At 64.4% G+C, this 18,940-nt stretch carries 19 protein-coding genes and 2 pseudogenes; 12 read left to right on the forward strand and 9 right to left on the reverse strand.

What is annotated here, in order from left to right; genetic code table 11:
* Positions 1-4 precede the first annotated feature (4 nt).
* Together trmFO and ACVMIH_RS06130 are read right to left on the reverse strand one after the other, a co-directional pair.
* Positions 5-1,438, reverse strand: coding sequence for a methylenetetrahydrofolate--tRNA-(uracil(54)-C(5))-methyltransferase (FADH(2)-oxidizing) TrmFO (gene trmFO / locus ACVMIH_RS06125; protein WP_456856160.1), 1,434 nt, complete (start codon positions 1,436-1,438; stop codon positions 5-7).
* Between the two features lie 110 nt (positions 1,439-1,548).
* Entirely contained in the window at positions 1,549-1,701 is a 153-nt protein-coding gene (locus tag ACVMIH_RS06130) for a DUF1127 domain-containing protein (protein ID WP_016846063.1), read from the reverse strand.
* A gap of 722 nt (positions 1,702-2,423) precedes the next feature.
* Between ACVMIH_RS06130 and ACVMIH_RS06135 the strand changes: the two genes are divergently transcribed.
* Positions 2,424-2,708 carry a hypothetical protein gene (locus ACVMIH_RS06135; protein WP_057018525.1) on the forward strand — a complete coding sequence of 95 codons (285 nt, stop codon included), beginning with the start codon at positions 2,424-2,426 and terminating at the stop codon, positions 2,706-2,708.
* 145 nt (positions 2,709-2,853) lie between these two features.
* Here ACVMIH_RS06135 and ACVMIH_RS06140 read toward each other — a convergent pair whose 3' ends face one another.
* The 3 genes from ACVMIH_RS06140 to ACVMIH_RS06150 form a co-directional block, all read right to left on the reverse strand.
* A complete protein-coding gene (locus tag ACVMIH_RS06140) occupies positions 2,854-3,669 on the reverse strand; it encodes a lytic murein transglycosylase (RefSeq protein ID WP_076828618.1) in 816 nt (271 codons plus the stop codon).
* Positions 3,670-3,676: 7 nt separating this feature from the next.
* Positions 3,677-3,817 (reverse strand): hypothetical protein, encoded by a 141-nt coding sequence (locus ACVMIH_RS06145; RefSeq protein WP_156436338.1) that lies wholly within the window; start codon positions 3,815-3,817, stop codon positions 3,677-3,679.
* Positions 3,818-3,899: 82 nt separating this feature from the next.
* Positions 3,900-4,811 (reverse strand): DUF2189 domain-containing protein, encoded by a 912-nt coding sequence (locus ACVMIH_RS06150; RefSeq protein WP_076828616.1) that lies wholly within the window; start codon positions 4,809-4,811, stop codon positions 3,900-3,902.
* 287 nt (positions 4,812-5,098) lie between these two features.
* Between ACVMIH_RS06150 and ACVMIH_RS06155 the strand changes: the two genes are divergently transcribed.
* Together ACVMIH_RS06155 and ACVMIH_RS06160 are read left to right on the forward strand one after the other, a co-directional pair.
* Positions 5,099-5,512 carry a DUF3597 domain-containing protein gene (locus ACVMIH_RS06155; RefSeq protein ID WP_057018523.1) on the forward strand — a complete coding sequence of 138 codons (414 nt, stop codon included), beginning with the start codon at positions 5,099-5,101 and terminating at the stop codon, positions 5,510-5,512.
* Positions 5,513-5,613: 101 nt separating this feature from the next.
* Positions 5,614-6,405, forward strand: a pseudogene (locus ACVMIH_RS06160) (fumarylacetoacetate hydrolase family protein).
* 11 nt (positions 6,406-6,416) lie between these two features.
* On the opposite strand, the gene ACVMIH_RS06165 reads toward ACVMIH_RS06160, so the two are convergent.
* Complete coding sequence (locus ACVMIH_RS06165; protein ID WP_229189821.1) at positions 6,417-6,689, reverse strand: GNAT family N-acetyltransferase; 273 nt, start codon at positions 6,687-6,689, stop codon at positions 6,417-6,419.
* Between the two features lie 100 nt (positions 6,690-6,789).
* On the opposite strand from ACVMIH_RS06165, the gene ACVMIH_RS06170 reads away from it, so the two are divergent.
* The 4 genes and pseudogenes from ACVMIH_RS06170 (at position 6,790) to ACVMIH_RS06185 (ending at position 11,048) form a co-directional block, all read left to right on the forward strand.
* Positions 6,790-7,734 carry a tetratricopeptide repeat protein gene (locus ACVMIH_RS06170; protein ID WP_456856156.1) on the forward strand — a complete coding sequence of 315 codons (945 nt, stop codon included), beginning with the start codon at positions 6,790-6,792 and terminating at the stop codon, positions 7,732-7,734.
* 180 nt (positions 7,735-7,914) lie between these two features.
* Positions 7,915-8,316: an SPW repeat protein gene (locus ACVMIH_RS06175; protein WP_057018520.1), complete on the forward strand. Its 402-nt coding sequence runs from the start codon at positions 7,915-7,917 to the stop codon at positions 8,314-8,316.
* 210 nt (positions 8,317-8,526) lie between these two features.
* Positions 8,527-10,168: pseudogene (locus ACVMIH_RS06180) on the forward strand (acyl-CoA synthetase).
* Between the two features lie 4 nt (positions 10,169-10,172).
* A complete protein-coding gene (locus ACVMIH_RS06185; protein ID WP_456856153.1) occupies positions 10,173-11,048 on the forward strand; it encodes a PCC domain-containing protein in 876 nt (291 codons plus the stop codon).
* A gap of 292 nt (positions 11,049-11,340) precedes the next feature.
* On the opposite strand, the gene ACVMIH_RS06190 is transcribed toward ACVMIH_RS06185, so the two are convergent.
* A complete protein-coding gene (locus ACVMIH_RS06190; RefSeq protein WP_168858303.1) occupies positions 11,341-11,664 on the reverse strand; it encodes a hypothetical protein in 324 nt (107 codons plus the stop codon).
* Between the two features lie 81 nt (positions 11,665-11,745).
* Between ACVMIH_RS06190 and ACVMIH_RS06195 the strand changes: the two genes are divergently transcribed.
* The 5 genes from ACVMIH_RS06195 to ACVMIH_RS06215 all read left to right on the forward strand — a co-directional run bounded on the left by ACVMIH_RS06195 (position 11,746) and on the right by ACVMIH_RS06215 (position 15,331).
* Positions 11,746-12,510, forward strand: coding sequence for an AAA family ATPase (locus ACVMIH_RS06195; protein ID WP_316398349.1), 765 nt, complete (start codon positions 11,746-11,748; stop codon positions 12,508-12,510).
* 158 nt (positions 12,511-12,668) lie between these two features.
* Complete coding sequence (locus ACVMIH_RS06200) at positions 12,669-13,208, forward strand: SRPBCC family protein (RefSeq protein WP_456860983.1); 540 nt, start codon at positions 12,669-12,671, stop codon at positions 13,206-13,208.
* Positions 13,209-13,311: 103 nt separating this feature from the next.
* Complete coding sequence (locus tag ACVMIH_RS06205; RefSeq protein WP_456860985.1) at positions 13,312-14,250, forward strand: YVTN family beta-propeller repeat protein; 939 nt, start codon at positions 13,312-13,314, stop codon at positions 14,248-14,250.
* A gap of 261 nt (positions 14,251-14,511) precedes the next feature.
* Positions 14,512-14,844: a PRC-barrel domain-containing protein gene (locus ACVMIH_RS06210; protein WP_456860987.1), complete on the forward strand. Its 333-nt coding sequence runs from the start codon at positions 14,512-14,514 to the stop codon at positions 14,842-14,844.
* 118 nt (positions 14,845-14,962) lie between these two features.
* Positions 14,963-15,331 carry a VOC family protein gene (locus tag ACVMIH_RS06215; RefSeq protein ID WP_076828604.1) on the forward strand — a complete coding sequence of 123 codons (369 nt, stop codon included), beginning with the start codon at positions 14,963-14,965 and terminating at the stop codon, positions 15,329-15,331.
* Positions 15,332-15,407: 76 nt separating this feature from the next.
* On the opposite strand, the gene ACVMIH_RS06220 is transcribed toward ACVMIH_RS06215, so the two are convergent.
* Both ACVMIH_RS06220 and uvrA read right to left on the reverse strand, forming a co-directional pair.
* A complete protein-coding gene (locus ACVMIH_RS06220; RefSeq protein ID WP_076828602.1) occupies positions 15,408-15,821 on the reverse strand; it encodes a barstar family protein in 414 nt (137 codons plus the stop codon).
* Positions 15,822-15,830: 9 nt separating this feature from the next.
* Positions 15,831-18,818 (reverse strand): excinuclease ABC subunit UvrA, encoded by a 2,988-nt coding sequence (uvrA, locus tag ACVMIH_RS06225; protein ID WP_456860989.1) that lies wholly within the window; start codon positions 18,816-18,818, stop codon positions 15,831-15,833.
* Between the last annotated feature and the right edge of the window lie 122 nt (positions 18,819-18,940).

Consider the following 18,940-nt stretch of genomic DNA (forward strand, 5'->3'; position numbering starts at 1 on the left):
ACTGTCAGGCCGCTGCCGCAACGCGCAGGTGCTCTGCGATCCAGTGGTCGAGATCGGCGAGCGCGCGCGCGCTGATCGCCTGCTTCTTGGCGACGGTCTTCTCGTTGCCGCGCAGCCGCGAGCCGTCCGGCTTCTTGGTCGGCGCACTGGCCAGCGGCGGGAACAGACCGAAATTGATGTTCATCGGCTGGAACGAGCGCGAACCGGCCTCGATCGTTTCGATGTGGCCACCGGTGATGTGGCCGAGCAGCGCGCCGAGCGCGGTCGTCGCCGGCGGCGGCGTCAGCGCGGCACCGCGCATGTCGGCGGCAGCGCAAAGGCCGGCGATCAGGCCGACGCTGGCCGACTCGACGTAACCCTCGCACCCCGTCATCTGCCCGGCGAAGCGCAGCCGCGGCTGCGCGCGCAGACGCAGCTGCCCGTCGAGCAGCTTTGGCGAATTCAGGAAGGTGTTGCGATGCAGGCCGCCGAGGCGGGCGAACTCCGCGTTCTCGAGGCCGGGGATGGTGCGGAACGCGCGCTGCTGCGCGCCGTGCTTCAGCTTGGTCTGGAAGCCGACGATGTTGTAGAGCGTGCCGAGCTTGTTGTCCTGCCGCAGCTGGACGATCGCATACGGCTTGACGGTCGGGTTGTGCGGATTGGTCAATCCCACCGGCTTCATCGGCCCGTGGCGCAGCGTCTCGTGACCGCGCTCGGCCATCACCTCGACCGGCAGGCAGCCGTCGAAATAGGGCGTGTTGGTCTCCCAGTCCTTGAAGTCGACCTTCTCGCCGTCGAGCAGCGCCGCGACGAAGGCGTCATACTGCTCCTTCGTCATCGGGCAGTTGATGTAGTCGGCGCCGGTGCCGCCGGGGCCGACCTTGTCGTAGCGCGACTGAAACCAGGCCACCGACATGTCGATGGAATCCTTGTGCACGATCGGCGCGATCGCGTCGAAGAATGCCAGCGCGCTCTCGTCGGTCAGAAGCCTGATGGCGTCGGCAAGCGGTGCCGAGGTGAGGGGGCCGGTCGCGACGATGACGTTGCTCCAGTCGGCCGGCGGCAGCCCTGCGACTTCCTCTCGGCTGATCTCGATCAGCGGATGTTCGTTGAGCGCCTTGGTGACGGCGGCCGAAAAGCCGTCGCGGTCGACCGCCAGCGCGCCGCCGGCGGGCACCTGGTTGGCGTCGGCCGAGCGCATGATCAGGGAGCCCAGCCGCCGCATCTCCGCGTGCAGCAGCCCGACCGCGTTGTTGGCGGCATCGTCGGAGCGGAAGGAGTTCGAGCAGACCAGTTCGGCGCAGCCTTCGGTCCGATGCGCCTCGGTCATCCGGTGCGGGCGCATTTCGTGCAGCACGGCGCGGACGCCGGCATTGGCGACCTGCCAGGCGGCTTCCGAGCCGGCGAGCCCCGCGCCCACGATGTGCACGGGTTGGGAAGGGGATTGATGCGGTGTCATCGCGCAGCGTTAGCGCGTTTTGATCTCATATGCATCTGAAACCGCACCACAAACGACAACGCCCGCTGTGGAAGCGGGCGTTATCCGTTTAGCAGATGGCTTGCGGCCGATTAGCCGTTGTAGGTGCCGGCGGCAACGCGCGGAATGTCCGAGCGGTCGAGGCCGATATCGGCGAGTTCGCGATCGCTGAGCTGGGACAGTTCGCTGACATTGCGCTGATAATCCCGGAAAGCCTGGATCATGCGGATGAGCGAGAGCAACATGGTAGTCTCCTAGTAATTCAGATTCAGCTTTTCAAAAGCCTCATCGTTGAAGTGAATATAGATGATATAGTGCAGTGCGGTAGTTCCGATGTTGCGATGCAGCTAAGCTCAAAACGCATAGCGGCGGTAAGTTCCGGTTAACCGTTTGGCGCAGCGAGCAAGGTCCAGTGGACCAAAGTTCCGCAGAGTCGGGCGACGGCGTCAAAATCTTCTTGAGATCAGTGAGTTAGAAGAATGGCGGTGACTTGAACTACGCCGTTAATATGGTAATTACAGACCGTTCGGTCAAGGGATGGCGCTCGGCTGACGCCAGATCACGGCGGCGTGTTCCATGCGTGATTCGCATGCGGAATGTTGCTGTATGAATGATTTAATATTCATAGCATGATAGGGTTGGCACCTAGGCGGACGCAGCGTCAATCAGTCGCATTGACCTCGGAGGTAGTTCGGCCCTCCCGCCTGCTCAGATTTTCGCCTGCCGCGCGAACGCGCTGCTGATTATCGGAAGTGCAGCTCGATTGAAGTGAACGCGTCGAGCAAAGCTATTGCGGCGCCGCTTCCTTACCGACATGTAATCAAAACACTATGCAACGCATGCGCGATGCGCGCGCAGCGCTCATCACGTTTGTATCGCGCGAAGTTCATTCTGAACGGTGTCGGGAACAGCGAATAATCGTTCCGCAGATTCCGCAATCACGCTGGGATCTGTCCAAGAACAACAGATGGATCATCCCATGATTAAGACATTGATCGCAGCAGCCACCGTGGCTGCCGTTGCCTACGCTGTCGCTCCCGCTCAGGCCGCGCATCGTCATCACGCGGGCCTCGGCTGCAGCGGTGCCAATCTCGGCAAGACCGAAGCTGCAGTCGAAGCTATGGCTGACAATGAGGTCAAATTCGCGGCGGAGAAGGAAGTCTCGCTCGCTCAGGACGCGATGCTGAACAACCAGTGGGGTGCTTGCGGCGCGCATCTCAGCAAGGCTGCCGAAGCCAGCATGGCGAAGTAGGTTTTGATCATGGCGATAGGGGCCGATTGCCTGGGGCAGTCGGCCCTTTTTGATTCATCCGTAGCTGGACCGGCTTTGATCTAGTCAGAGCAGAAGGGTGGCCTCGTCCTTGGCTCGCTGCGCCACGCGAGCTGGTGTGAAAGCGCTACGGAGCCTTGGCGAGCTGGGTGGCGAAGTAGCCGATCGTCTTGGCGTACACCTCGCTCTTGTTCCACTGCTGGATCACCGCAAAATTCTCGCTGCCGGGCTCCCAGCCCTTGCCCTTCTTCCAGCCATAGCTCTTCAAATAGTTCGCCGTCGACGCCAGCACGTCGGGCACGTTGTGCAGGAGGTCGCGCTTGCCGTTGCCGTCGAAGTCGACCGCAAACTTGATGTAGGACGACGGCATGAATTGAGTCTGGCCGATCTCGCCGGCCCAGGCGCCGCGCATCTCCTGCGGCGGCAGATCGCCGCGCTCGACGATGCGCAAGGCATCCATCAACTCGGCCTTGAACATGTCGGAGCGGCGGCAATCATAGGCGAGCGTCGCCAGCGAACGTATGGTCGGAAACTTTCCGGTGTTGACGCCGAAATCGGTCTCCAGTCCCCAGATCGCGACCAGGATTTCGCCCGGTACGCCGTAGGCCTCCTCGATTCGCGACAGCACCGAGCCGTAGCGCTTCATCATGTCGGAGCCGCGATTGAGCCGCGGCGGCACCATGCGGCCCGAGAATTGCTCGAAGGTCTGGCTGAACACCTGCTGCGAATGGTCGCGGGCGAGGATCGCCTTGTCCTGCGTGACGCCAGCCAGCCCGGCCTGAATCGCGTTCTGCGAAATGCCCTTCGTCGCAGCCTCTTTCTTGAAATCGTCGAGCCAGGATTCGAACGTGCCCGTGCCGCATTGAGCGGCCAGCGCCGATGCTGTCGAGGTCAGGAGCCACGCGCCGATGGCGAGCGTACGAAAGCAAGAGCGAGAGGTCATAGGCAATTCACTCCGGAGTCTGCGATGTCATCGATTGGTCGCGCAAGGCGGCGGGTATGTTCGCGGCAACAGCGGCCAAAACAAGGCTCGTGACCGAGCCGCTTTTTCTCAGGCCGCGCTGCAAATGCCACGCCAGTTTCACACCCATTTGACGATCCTGAACGATAAACCGCCGGCCGAACATATCGGCCGGCGGTTGCTTTGACGTTTACGAATCCGGTTAGCGGCGCTTAGCCGCGATCGCTGCGCCGCCACGGAAACAGATTGGCCGGGAAGTCCGCGGCGGGCTTGCGCTCGCGCGGTTCGGGGATCACCGGCCGCGCATTCGGATCCTTGACGATGACCTCGCGATAGAGATGCCAGGTGGCGTGACCAAGCAGCGGGATGACCACGGCAAGCCCGAGGAAGAACGGGATCGTGCCCAGCACCAGCAGCACCGCGACGATCAGGCCCCAGGCCGCCATCGGCACCGGGTTCTGTGCGACGGCGCGCATCGACGTCACCATGGCTTCGCCGGCGGTCGCCTGGCGGTCGAGCATCATGGGGAAGGCGATCACGCTGATGCAAAGCGCGACGAGCGCGAACAGGAAGCCGACGCCGCAGCCGACCACGATGAGCCACCAGCCTTGCTGGGTGGTCAGCACGCGCGCGGCAAAATCGGGAATGTTGGCCGCGGTCTCATAGCCGAACACCGCCGTGTAGATGGCCTGGGCGGTGGCGATCCAGGTCACGAACAGTGCGAAAAGCAGCGTTCCGACCCCAAGCATCGCGCCGAATGACGGTGAGCGGAATACCTCCATGGCATCCCACGCAGATGCTTCCCCGCCGTCCTCGCGGCGGCGGCTCATTTCGTAGAGGCCGATGGCGGCAAACGGGCCGAGCAGGGCAAAGCCCGCGGCCAGCGGAAACAGCAGGGGCAGCACGGAATAGCCGTGCACGGTGCGCGCAAGCACGAGGCCGAGCACCGGATAGATCAGGCAGAGGACGATGGCGTGACTTGGCACCGCCTTGAAGTCTTCCCAGCCGAGACGCAGCGCATGATGCAAATCGGACAAGCCGATGGTGCGGATGACCGGCGCAGACGCGGCGCCTTGTCCGCTCTGCGTCATCGAACTGACATTGCCTTGGTATGACGTGGCCATGGTCGTTGTCTCCCTCTGGGCGGTCGCATTCTGCGCCCGCAACAGGGCACAAACGTACCGCCTCTCGAAGCGATCACGAGCAAGCCAGACGCGAAAGACAGAGCAGGGAACTGGCCGTGTCGCGAACTGTTCGGCAAGGCTACTCCCAAACCGTGGCAAAAGCACTCACGCTTAAGTGAATGTCGCATTGGCAAGCTATGGAGGGGGCTATAGACTTCAACTGCGACCGCGGTCAGGCGTCCCAGCGCCGTCTGGCTTTCACATCTCAACAGTCTTGGGAGCGAACGATGAGCATTTTCGGAAAAATCATGGGCGCGATCTTCGGTAGCAGCGCCAGCGCCGCGCCCGCAGGCGGATCGGCCACAAGCGCAGCTCCCGCCGGTGGATCCGGCAGTGCATCGTCGTCTCCTGCAGCGGTGCCGGCCGGCGCAGCGCCCGCGCAGTCCGTTGACGTCGCCCCCATTCTCGACAAGGCGGTGGCCGCGAAGGGCGAGAAGCTCGAATGGCGCACCTCGATCGTCGACCTGATGAAGGCGCTCGACATCGACTCCAGCCTGTCGGCGCGCAAGGAGCTCGCCAAGGAGCTCGGCTACTCCGGCGACACCAGCGATTCCGCCAGCATGAACATCTGGCTGCACAAGCAGGTGATGACGAAGCTCGCGGCCAATGGCGGCAAGCTGCCCCCGGACATCAAGCACTGAGCGGATCATCATCCCGCACACGGCCAGGGCCCGCGCCAGCGCGGGCCTTTTTTATCGATCGGCGAGCATCTATAGATCGGCGAACAAGAAGGAGAACGCTCATGACTGATCTCGATCGCCGGACGATGCTTGCGACCGGCGCCCTCGCACTGGCCGGCGCCGCCGCGCAATCCGCGCCGGCCCATGCCGAGACCGCGTCGAAGGCGATGTTTCCGGTACCGGCGGTGACGATCCCGATCGTTGGCGCCAGCGAAGTGTTCCAGGTCCGCCGCATCTACTGCATCGGCCGCAACTACGCGGCGCATGCGATCGAGCGTGGCTCCGATCCGACCCGCGAGCCGCCGTTCTTCTTCCAGAAACCGACCGACGCGATCCAGAATGTCGCGATCGGCACGGTCGCCGATCATCCCTATCCGTCGCTGACCAAGAACTATCACCATGAGGTCGAGCTGGTCGCCGCGTTGAAATCCGGCGGCACCAACATCCCAGCCGACAAGGCGCTCGACCACGTCTATGGCTACGCGCTCGGCCTCGACATGACGCGGCGCGATTTGCAGAACGGCATGGCGGCGGAAAAGAAGCCGTGGGAGATCGGCAAGAGCTTTGATCATGCCGCAGTGCTGGGGCCGATCCATCCGGCTGATAAGACCGGCCACTTCACGCAAGGTGCGATATCGCTCGCGGTCAACGGCACGGTGCGGTAGAGCTCGGATCTGAAGAACATGATCTGGAGCGTCGCCGAGCAGATCGCGAAGCTTTCCGAGGCCTTCGAGCTGAAGGCCGGCGACATCATCTATTCCGGCACGCCGGAGAATGTCGGCCCGGTCGTCAAGGGCGACGTGTTGCTGTGCAAGCTCGAGGGCCTGCCCGATATGTCGATCAAGATCGTCTGAGGGGCAGGGCTCTAACCTGCAAGATCCGCGTATTCCGGATGCTTGTTGAGGTAGTCGACCACGAAGCCGCAGCCGGCGATCACCTTGTGGCCGTCGGTGCGGATCAGCTCCAGCGCCCCCCTGACCAGCTCCGATGCGATGCCGCGGCCGCGCAGGGCGCGCGGTGTCTCGGTATGGGTGATGATCACGGCCGCGGGCGTCCGCCGGTAATTCGCAAAAGCGAGGCCGCCCTCGGTGTCGAGTTCGAAGCGGTTTTGGTCCCTGTTGTCGCGGACGGCAGCCATCGCAAAATCCCGGTTGATTCGCAGGCCCTGATGTAAGCGTGTGAACCCGCCGATGCAAAGCCGCGACCAACCCGCAAATTGGCATTTGTGGATTGACGATATGCGCATTTTGGCCTGCCTGACCGCCGTGTTGCTCGGCGCCGCGTTGACGCTTCCAGACCCGCCGCAAGCCGCCGCCGGCGACGATCCGAGCTGGCAGACCTGCGTCGGCCTGACGACGGCGCCCGGCGACCGCGTGGCCGCCTGCACCACGGTGATCGACGGCAAGACCGAGACCGGCAAGCGGCTGGCCGGGGCCTATTGCAATCGCGGCCATGGGCTGACCGAGAAGCGCGAGCTCGATGCAGCGCTCGCCGACCTCAACGAGGCCATCAAGCTCGATTCCGCCTACGCCTGCGCCTATACCAATCGCGGCCGCGTCTACGCCTTCAAGCGCGATCTCGATCATGCGATTGCCGATTACGAAGAGGCGATCCGCATCGATCCGGCATTCGCGCTGGCCTACAACAATCGCGGCGATGCCTGGCTCAACAAGGGCGATCTCGACCGCGCGCTGGCCGATCTCAGCCTCGCCATCAAATACAATCCGCAGCTCGCCACCGCCTATGGCAATCGTGGCTTCGTCTACTACCGCAAGCGCGACGCGGCGCATGCGATCGCCGACTTCACCACCGAGATCAAGCTCGAGCCCAACGTGCTCGCCTACATCAACCGCGGTAATGTCTATCGCGATACCGAGCAGCTCGATCGCGCCGCCGCCGACTATGGCGAGGCTGCGAGGATCGCGCCGACCGATGCGCGCGGCTGGCGCAACCGCGGCATGATCCGTCTCTTTCAAGGGGACAACAAGGGCGGGCTCGCCGATTACGACAAGGCGCTGCAATACGATCCGAACGACGTCTATTCCTGGAATAATCGCGGCCAGGCCAAGCTGCGGCTCGGCGACAAAAAGGGCGCGGCGGCCGATTTCCGCAAGGCGCTCGAGCTGCAGCCCGATTTGCAGAGCGCCAAGGGAGCGCTGGCGCGGCTCGGCGGAGCGCGGTGATATCTTGCCGGCAACGATCGCTCCTGCCGTGTCGCACATACGCGGGACGGGCCTTGCGGATGGATGCAGTTCGATTACGTTTGATGACAGACATACGTCCCTGATGCGGCTGGATGGTCGTCTGGTACGGAGTGGCGGAGCCGGCCGCCGACGTATGCCTCTTGTCGGAGGAGGTTCGTCATGTCGGACAATCGTTTCTTCAACACACACCGTCCCTGGGAGGACTGGCTCGGCATGCTGCTCGGCGTGCTGATCATGGTCTCGCCCTGGTTTCCGATGCAGGTGAGCGGCGCCGTCGATATCGAGCGCAGCCACCTCGTCCTCAACAGCTTCATCGTCGGCATGCTGGTGCTCGGCATCGCCCAGCTCGAATATGTCGCGCTGCACCGCTGGGAGGAGGTGGCCAGCATCCTGCTCGGTCTCTGGCTGATGGCATCGCCCATGGTCTTTGGTTACGCCGAGGACCACGCGCTGCAGTTCTGGCACATCCTGCTCGGCGCGCTGGTCGCCTTTATAGGCGCGTTGCAGCTGTGGCAGGACTGGAACCTGAGCGAGCAGGAACTCGCCAAGCACCCGCAGTAGCGGGCTGGGCAGAAAACAACGGGTTGACCGCCGCCGGCGCGCGGTATCATCGGGCCGCGCCCGTCGGGCCTTGCCGAAGGCGGCGGCTTGGCGATAAACCGGGCGGTACCAATCCCTTGCGGCGCTTGAAGACGCCCGGTTCTGACCGAGGAAACACCCGATGATCGTCCTGACCTTGCCCTGTCTGTTGTGCGTATCGGCGGGGCGGCAATGAGCGGGACGGCTGCTGCCGCGCCGCGCGGCGGGATCGCGCGGGTATCGCGCCGGGTGATGAACCTCGCCTACATCCTGACCCAGAACGCCCGCCGCCACGGCGATCGCCCCGGCTTCATCTGGAACGAGAAGGCCTGGTCCTGGCGCCATATCGACCAGAACGTCTCGGCGCTGGCGGCGGCATTGGCCGCGCGCGGCATCGTCAAGGGCGACCGCATCCTGGTGCATTCCAAGAACTGCGACGAGATGTTCTGGTCGATGTTCGCCGCCTTCCGGCTCGGCGCAGTCTGGGTGCCGACCAATTTCCGCCTGATGCCGGACGAGGTCGCCTATCTCGCGGCGGCCTCCGGCGCCAAGGCGTTTTCTGTGCCACGCCGACTTCCTCGAACATGCCAAGGCGGCCGCCAATCCCGCGCTCGAATTCGTCTGGCAGATCGGGGAGGAGGGCACGTTCGGCGAGGCGACGCTCGGCGACGTCATCGCCAAGCACGCCGGCGCTGTGGTCGAGAACGTTGCCGTCGACTATGACGATCCCTGCTGGTTCTTCTTCACCTCCGGCACCACCGGCCGCTCCAAGGCCGCGGTCTTGACCCATGGCCAGATGGCCTTCGTCATCACCAACCATCTCGCCGACTTGATGCCCGGCACCACGGAAGAGGACGCCTCGCTGGTGGTGGCGCCGCTGTCGCATGGCGCCGGCGTACATCAATTGGTGCAGACCGCGCGCGGCGTGCCGACCATCCTGCTGCCGTCGGAGAAGTTCGACATCGCCGAAGCCTTCCGGCTGATCGCCAAGCATCGCGTCAGCAACATGTTCACGGTGCCGACCATCCTGAAGATGATGGTCGAGCATCCCGCCGCCGACCAGCACGACCATTCCTCGCTGCGCTACATCATTTACGCCGGCGCGCCGATGTATCGCGAGGACCAGAAGGCGGCGCTGAACAAGCTCGGTGGCGTGCTGGTGCAGTATTTCGGTCTCGGTGAGGTCACCGGCAACATCACCGTGCTGCCGCCCGGCCTGCACGATCCAGAGGACGGGCCGCATGCGCGGATCGGCACCTGCGGCTTCGAGCGCACCGGGATGCAGGTCTCGATCCAGGGCGACGATGGAAGCGAGCTGAAAGCGCACGAGACCGGCGAGATCTGCGTGATCGGTCCCGGCGTGTTCGCGGGCTACTACGACAACCCCGAGGCCAATGCGAAGGCGTTTCGCGACGGCTGGTTCCGCACCGGCGACCTCGGCCACATGGACGAGGAGGGCTTCGTCTACATCACCGGCCGTTCCTCCGACATGTACATCTCGGGCGGCTCCAACATCTATCCGCGCGAGATCGAGGAGAAGCTCTTGACCCATCCCGCGGTCGGCGAGGTCGCGGTGCTCGGCGTACCCGATCCCTTCTGGGGCGAGGTCGGCGTCGCCGTCTGCGTCGCGCGCGAGGGCGCCGAGGCGGTCGCGGAGGCGGAGCTTGCCGCCTATCTCGCGCCAAAAGTGCCGCGCTACAAGATGCCGAAACGCTTCTTCTTCTGGGAGGCGCTGCCGAAGTCCGGCTACGGCAAGGTGCCGAAGCGGCTGATCCGCGACGAACTCGAGGCGCGCGGATTGCTCGAGGTGATCGCCAAATCGACGGGAGCGTGAGGCGATGCGCAGCATCGCCCAGCCTGGCGCTCCGCATCCAGAGCGCATCCAATGGGTCAGCGCGCGCGGCCGCGCCTTTTCATTCGTGCTCGAGGCCGGCATTCCCTTGCTCGAAGCCGTGCGCAGCGGCTTTGCGGCGGAGGGCTTTTGCAGCGGCGTCCTGAGCGCGAAAAGCGGCGCGCTCGGGCCGTTCGCCTATGTGATGCCGGCGCTATCGAAGGACGGCGTCAACGCCGCGTTCTACAGCGACACGTTCCGTCCCGACGGCGTGACCCGGCTCAAGCTCGCGGCGCTGACCTTCGGCGAACGCGACGGCGCGCCGTTCTTTCATTGCCACGGCCTGTGGACTGAGGCCGACGGCCGTTTCAATGGCGGCCACATGCTGCCGGATGATACCATTGTCGCCGAGCCGTTCGAGGTGAATGCGTTCGGGATCGACGGCGCGACGTTCCTGGCCGAAGCGGACAGTGAGACCAATTTCAAGCTGTTCGGTCCCGTCGCCAGCGCGCCGCGTGGGGCCAGGACCACGAGCCATGCCTTCGCGCTGCGGCTGCGGCCGAACCAGGATTTTGCCTGCGCGCTGGAAGCCTTCTGCCGCCAGCACGGCATCCTGCGCGCGCGGCTGCATGGCGGCGTCGGCTCGACCATCGGCGCCGTCTTCACCGACGGCCACCGCGTGGTGCCGTTCGCGACCGAGCTCGCGGTGACCGCGGGCGAGATCGCACCGGACGCGGATGGCCGGCTGCATGCCGAGCTCGACATCGCGCTGGTCGACTATCTCGGCGGCATCGCCGAGGGACGCCTGGTGCGCGGCGACAATCCGGTGCTGATGACGATGGAGCTGGCGCTGGAGGTGCTGGCGGAGGCGGAGCAGCCGTAGGGGCGGGCGCTTTCTCCCGGCGGTCGTCCTGGCGTTCGCCGGAGCCGATATCGCGCCGCGGCCTCCGCTGTCCCATAACCACAGACATTCGTTGTCGAAGCGAGCTGTGGCTCCAGCGTTATGCAATAATGACCTTCGGTGGTTATGGGTCCCGGGTCGCGCTTCGCTTGCCCGGGACGACACCTAATTTGTTGCGCGATCTGCGAGTCACATATCCGCATTCTCGCGACATGAATTGTCCGAGGCTTGCCGCCTTCGCCGCCCTCTCTTGACCAGGGGGCGCAGGGGCCGCTCACCTCCGCTTGCGGACATGGATGTTGATGTCGAGGTCGATCTCGCTGACGCAGGTCTGCTCGGTGCGATGCGATCCGCCCTCGTGCCAAGGGCCGTTGCGCAGGCTGATGTCGCTGACGTGAGCGAGCCGCAGGCAGCGCCATTGCGGCAGCCTGCCCGAACTCGAGCCGGCGAACTGCCAGGCCAGCACGACCTCTTCACCGCTCTTGTTGTGGCCGATGATGTGCGGACAGAGTTCGCGCGGCCGGCCGTCATAGATGCAGACGACCTGCTGTTCGGTGCTGACAGCCTTGCGGAAGAGTGCGTAAGACTTGCTGGGCATGGGGCATCCGGCCATCTAGGATTGTTGCGGGCTCTTATCATAAACTGGGCCGCCCGCCATTGTTTCCCCGGATCCGCGCACATGGCCAGACGAAACCGCCCGATCAACATGCCTGCGCCGTATCTGAAGCGGGTCTGGCTCGATCCTGCGCGAATTCCGAACCGCGATGCCTATCCGTTCGTACTGCCGCTGCTGCGCGACGATTTCGAGCTGAGCTTCGACAAGGCGATCACGATCATCGTCGGCGAGAACGGCACCGGCAAATCGACGCTGCTCGAAGGCATCGCCGTGATGGCCGGCTATGACGACGCCGGCGGCGGCAAGGGCTATCGCGCGGTCGACCACGGCAATGCCGTTGAGAAGATGGGCGGCTCGCTTGCGTCGGCGCTGCGTGCCAGCTGGCTACCTAAGATCACGAATGGCTGGTTCTTCCGCGCCGAGAGCTTTTTCTCGGTGGCGCGCTATGTCGATGAGGCCGCGCTGGATGTCGGGGACGTGCCGCCGAACTTCCTGTCCTATTCCCACGGCGAAGGCTTCCTGCGCTTCTTCAACGAGCGTTGCCAGCGGCAGGGCATCTTCATCTTCGACGAGCCGGAATCCGCGCTGTCGCCGTCGCGGCAGATCGAATTCCTCAAATTGTTGCACCGGATGAACGGCACCGGCCACTGCCAGGTGATCATGGCGACGCATTCGCCGGTGCTGATGGCCTATCCGAATGCGACGCTGCTGCGGCTGAGCAAATACGCACTGGAGCCGGTGAGCCTGAGGGACACCGATCACTACCGGCTGATGCGCGAGTTCTGCGACGATCCGAAAGGGTTCGTCGAGGCGGCGATCGAGGAGTGAGACCACCGCCCGGCGGACTTGCCTCCCGGGGAAGCCGGCGGGTGCGAGTTCGCTCTGGTGCAAGAAGCAGGTTGCCGGTCTAGTCTAGAACCTCCAATCATAAACTGCGGCATGCGCCAGGCGGCGCAGGGCCGACAGACATCGGGAGAGGACCAAGGATGAGGCGGTCGATCGCACGGACTTTCGTGGTGGTGGCGGCATTAGCCGTGTTGGGGGCCGCCTGGGCCCATGGGCCGACCCGCCAGAAGGTGCGGGAATCGATCGAGATCGACGCACCGCAGGCCAAGGTGTGGGCGGTGATCAGCAATTTCCAGGACATGAGCTGGCTCGCCGGCGTCACCAAGACCGAGGGCGAGAAGGGCAACGAGATCGGCGCCACCCGGCGGCTGACGCTGGGGCCCGGCGCCACCGTCGACGAGGAGCTCTACAAATACGAGCCGGAGATGATGAGCTATTCGTACCGGATCACGGCGGTCGACGTGAAGGTGCTACCGGTCACCAATTATTCCTCGACGCTGACGGTGTCGCCGGCGCCCGACGGCAAGTCGAAGCTGGAATGGAACGGCGCGTTCTATCGCGGCTTTCCCAACAACGACCCGCCGCCGGAGCTGAGCGACGAGGCCGCGGTGAAGGCGGTGAGCGGGCTCTACAAGGTCGGGCTCGAAGCGCTGAAGAAGAAGATCGAGAGCGGGACCTGAGCATGATCCGGAAAAGTGCGAAGCGGTTTTCCGACAAGATCATGCTCAAGACGAGGAGCTAAAGCGCGATGATGGTTTGTCCCAATCTCGTCGGGCTTTAGCCGTGCGCGCGATTGCGCTCGTCGCGCTGCTTGCCAGCCTCGGCGCCGCGCGCGCCGAGGAGGCGTTCGTCACCAACCAGCTCAGCGACGATCTCACGGTGGTCGATCTCGCGACCTCGAAGCCGGTCGCGACCATCGCGATCGGCGGCAAGCCCGCCGGCGTTGCCGTCAGCAATGACGGCCGCTTCGCCTATGTGACCAGCCCGGATGCCAAGGCGGTCACGGTAGTCGACGCGCCGGCGCGAAAGGTGGTGGGCCGGGTCGATGTCGGCGGCGGGCCGCTCGGCATCGCGGTCGCGCCCGACGGCGCGATGGTCTATGTCGCCGACTGGTACGCCGCCGCGGTGCGGGTGATCGATGCCAGAGAGCGGCGTGTCGTCGCAAGTATCGCAGTCGGTGCATCGCCGTCCGGGCTGGCGGTGACACCGGATGGGCTGCTGCTGCTGTCGGCGGATCGCGACGATGACAGCGTCTCCATCGTCGATACCGCCTCGCGCGAGCGGAGGGGGATCGTGAAGGTCGGGAGCCGGCCGTTTGGTGTCACCATCGATGCCGATGGCAAGCGTGCCTACACCGCCAATGTCGGCACCAACGACGTCTCGGTGATCGACGTCGCAACCGCGCGCGAGATCGGCCGCGTGCATGTCGGCCTGCGCCCCTACGCGGTGGCGCTGGCGCAGGGCCGCGGCTTCGTCACCGACCAGTATGACGGCAAGGTCACCGTGTTCGACCTCGCGACGTTGCAGCCCGTGAAGCGGATCACGGTCGGCGATTACCCCGAAGGCATCGAGGCGACCGCCGACGGCAAGCGCATCCTGGTCGCGAACTGGGAAAGCAACACGCTGAGCATGATCGACGCCGCCGAGATGAAGGTGATAGGCGAGGTCAAGGTCGGCGACGGCCCGCGCGCGTTCGGGGCGTTCCTCAGACGGACGGAGTAGGGGGAAGGTGCGTGGGGTGTCCCAAAATATCGAAAACAACCCCATGCAAAGGAGCAGGCTGCCGCCGAGACTCGGAAAAGCGACTTGACGCGTCGGGCAAATCAGCGGTACGTTTTTATTATTCCGAAATTGTGCAAGCGTCCGCCGCCGCAGGGTAGAGCCAACCGGCCCCTGCGGCCTGTCGCCGAGCCACGCCCATTGGCTCACCAGCGCGGCAGGCATATATTATCGGGCAAATAAGCGGAACACAGGGAGGATGCCATGCATCATACCTTGGTGCCCAGTGACCGGGTCGAACATGTCTGCGTCTACGGGCGCGACGGCGCAAAGCTCGGTTCGATCGAGCGGTTGATGCTCGACAAGGTGAGCGGAATGGTGGCCTACGCCATCATCAAGACCGGCGGCGTGCTGAGTACCCACCACCACTATCCCGTCAGATGGGCCGCGCTGCGATTCGATCCCGTGCGGCAGGCCTTCGAGGCCGGGGTGACGCTGGAGGACCTGCGCACCGGGCCGTGCGAATTCGACGGCGACGAATTCGATTGGGGCGACCGCTCGCGATCCTACACGCACCCGAATTATTGGGCAGTGTAGTGCGCAGTTGAGGTCTGCCGTAGCCCGCATGAGCGAAGCGACATGCGGGAGCGGTCAACTTGTTCGGCTGATAGACCCCGCATATCGCTCCGCTCATGCGGGCTACTAAGTCAGGCACATGACCCAGTTCAAGCCCGCCGGCTGGCCCTCCGTCATACCGCGAATTGTCACGAGCGACCTCACCGGCTTGGCCAGATTCCTTCGAGACGCTTTCGACGCGCAGGGCGAAGTTCGCTCCGGCGCGCCAACGGAAATCCGGATCGGAGACTCGATCATCCTGATCAGCGACGGCGGAGGCGTCCGCGAGGCCATGCCGGCCTTTCTCTACGTCTATGTTCCGGACGCAGACGAGACCTATCGTCGTGCGATCGCGGCAGGCGCTGAATCGATCGAGACCCCCGCGGATACGCCTTATGGCGAGAGACGAGCGACGGTCCGGGATGCCTGGGCAAACGTCTGGCAGATAGCCACTTACCGAGGGAACTGAGACCGGCCGTAGTGCGGGTTAGCCGCAGGCGGAACCCGCCGCTCTTGTGGCACTAGGTCGGGCGGACTACGCTTCGCTAATCCGCCCTACGATTGCTGCGGGCTTCGTCTGCTCGAAGAAGCCACATGACTCGGTCACGATGCTGGGGAGGAAATGCGACCAAGAGTGGACGGCCCTCCGATCGCGCCATTTTGTTAGCAGCGTCATTCAGTATTGCGACGTAAGTCATCGCACTCGCCGGATCGCCAACCAAGGGCACGTCGGCGTGCACCACAAGCACGGGACCGTGCGGTAACCACGAGAGATCGCGAATACATTCCTCGAACGCATCCCAATTGTTTCCGAAGTAATTGGGAAATCCCAGTTGCCTGGCGAGCGTCGCCAAGAGCGCTGCCTTGTCCGCAACGTTTCCGGGGATATCGGCGCGCGCCGCTGTGGTATGGGGTACGCTGTCTTTTCCGAAAGCGAACAATGTTTGCAGCTCGCTCATCTGCCAACGCTACTCCGCCGCCTCGCTCGCCGAGCTCTTCCTCGGCTTGCTGTTCGCCTTCTTCAGCACCGGCGCCAGAAACTTGCCGGTGTAGCTGCGCGGGGCCTTGACGATGTCTTCGGGCGGGCCCCAGGCGACGATTTCGCCACCGCCGTCGCCGCCTTCGGGGCCGAGGTCGATGACCCAGTCGGCGGTCTTGATGACTTCGAGATTGTGCTCGATCACCACCACCGTGTTGCCCTGGGCGACCAGCTCGTGCAGCACCTCGAGCAATTTTGCGACGTCGTGGAAGTGCAGGCCGGTGGTCGGCTCGTCCAGGATGTAGAGCGTGCGGCCGGTGGCGCGCTTTGATAGCTCTTTCGCCAGCTTGACGCGCTGGGCTTCGCCGCCCGACAGCGTCGTCGCCTGCTGGCCGACATGGATGTAGTCGAGGCCGACGCGGTGCAGGGTCTGGAAGGTCTCGCGCACGCGCGGCACCGCCTTGAAGAACTCGGCGGCTTCCTCGACGGTCATGTCGAGCACGTCGGCGATGCTCTTGCCCTTGAACAGCACCTCCAGCGTCTCGCGGTTGTAGCGTTTGCCCTTGCAGGTGTCGCAGGTGACGTAGACGTCGGGCAGGAAGTGCATCTCGATCTTGATGACGCCGTCGCCCTGGCAGGCCTCGCAGCGGCCGCCCTTGACGTTGAAGGAGAAGCGCCCGGGCTCGTAGCCGCGCGCCTTCGCTTCCGGCAGGCCGGCGAACCATTCGCGGATCGGCGTGAAGGCGCCGGTATAGGTCGCCGGATTCGAACGTGGCGTGCGGCCGATCGGCGACTGGTCGATGTCGATGATCTTGTCGATGTGCTCGAGGCCCTCGATGCGGTCGTGTGGCGCGGCGCCCTCGCTGGCGTTGTTCAGCTTGCGCGCGATCGACTTGTAGAGCGTATCGATCAGCAGCGTCGACTTGCCGCCGCCCGAGACGCCGGTCACGCAGGTGAACAGGCCGAGCGGGATCTCGGCCGAGACGTTCTTGAGGTTATTGCCGCGGGCATTGACGACCTTGATGGTGCGCCGATGGTTCGGCGGCCGCCGGTCGGGCACGGGCACCGACAGCTCGCCGGTGAGATACTTGCCGGTCAGCGATTTCGGGTTGCGCATGATCTGGTCGGGCGTGCCCTCGGCGACGATGTGGCCGCCATGCATGCCGGCGCCGGGCCCGATGTCGAGCACGTAATCGGCGAGGCGGATGGCGTCCTCGTCATGCTCGACCACGACCACGGTGTTGCCGAGGTCGCGCAGCCGCTTCAGCGTGTCGAGCAGGCGGGCATTGTCGCGCTGGTGCAGGCCGATCGACGGCTCGTCCAGCACGTAGAGCACGCCGGTCAGTCCCGAGCCGATCTGCGAGGCGAGGCGGATGCGCTGGCTCTCGCCACCCGACAGCGTGCCGGAGGAGCGTGACAGCGTCAGGTAATTCAGGCCGACGTCGAGCAGGAAGGTCAGGCGCTCACGGATCTCCTTCAGGATGCGTGCGGCGATCTCGTTCTGCTGCGCGTTGAGCGCCTCCGGCACCGTCTCGAACCATTCGCCGGCGCGCTTGACCGAGAGCTCGGAGATCTCGCCGATGTGCTTGCCGCCGATCTTGACGCACAGCGCCTCCGGCTTCAGCCGGTAGCCGCGGCAGCCCTCGCAGGGCACGTCGGAGAAATACTTGCCGAGCTCCTCGCGCGCCCACTCGCTCTCGGTCTCGCGGTAGCGGCGGTCGATGTTGGTGACGACGCCCTCGAACGGCTTCTTGGTGTCGTAGGAGCGGACGCCGTCCTCATAGGAGAACTTGATCTCGTCGTCGCCGGAGCCGTGCAGCAGCGCGTTCTGGACCTTCTTGGTGAGGTCCTTCCACTTGGTGTCGAGCGTGAACTTGTAGTGCTTGCCGAGCGCGGTCAGGGTCTGGATGTAGTAGGGCGAAGACGATTTCGCCCAAGGCGCGATCGCGCCCTTGCGCAAGGTCAGCTCCTTGTCGGGGATGACCAGGTCCTCGTCGATATGCTGCTCGACGCCGAGGCCGCCGCAGGCCGGACAGGCGCCATAGGGGTTGTTGAACGAGAACAGGCGCGGCTCGATCTCGGGGATCGTGAAGCCGGAGACCGGACAGGCGAATTTTTCCGAGAACAGGATGCGCTCGGGCCCGCTCTTGTCGTGGATCTTCGCGGTCTTCTTCTTGTCCTCTTTCTTGTCGTCCTGCGCGGCCGCCGCCGGCGCATCGGCGTATTCGATCACGGCGAGGCCCTCGGCGAGCTTCAGCGCGGTCTCGAAGCTTTCCGCGAGGCGCTGGGCGAGGTCCGGGCGCACCACGATGCGGTCGACCACGACGTCGATGTCGTGCGGGAATTTCTTGTCGAGCGCGGGCGCTTCGGACAGTTCGTAGAAGGTGCCGTCGATCTTGACGCGCTGAAAGCCCTTCTTGAGGTACTCGGCGAGCTCCTTCTTGTACTCGCCCTTGCGGCCGCGCACGACCGGCGCCAGGAGATAGAGGCGGGTGCCTTCCGGCAGCGCCAGCACGCGGTCGACCATCTGCGAGACGATCTGGCTCTCGATCGGCAGGCCGGTGGCCGGCGAATAGGGCACGCCGACGCGGGCCCACAACAGGCGCATGTAGTCGTAGATCTCGGTGACGGTGCCGACGGTGGAGCGCGGGTTCTTCGACGTGGTCTTCTGCTCGATCGAGATCGCCGGCGACAGGCCGTCGATCTGGTCGACATCCGGCTTCTGCATCATCTCCAAAAATTGCCGCGCATAGGCCGACAGCGACTCGACGTAGCGGCGCTGGCCCTCGGCATAGATGGTGTCGAACGCGAGCGACGACTTGCCGGAGCCGGACAGGCCGGTGAACACCACGAGCTTGTCGCGCGGAATCTCGACGTCGATGTTCTTCAGATTGTGTTCGCGCGCGCCACGGATCGTGATGGCGCGCGATGAGGAGCCGGCGTTCTGTTGGCGCTTCGCCTTGAGCACTTCATCCATAGCGACAGTTCCGGGCGCATGCTTGGCGCCTTTTGGGCGCGCATCGCCGGTGATGCCGGGACCTTGCGCCGATGGGGTGTGAAGACTGGAACGTAGGAAGAACGGTGGACAATTTCCAGTGC

This window comes from Bradyrhizobium sp. USDA 4503, from assembly GCF_054055815.1.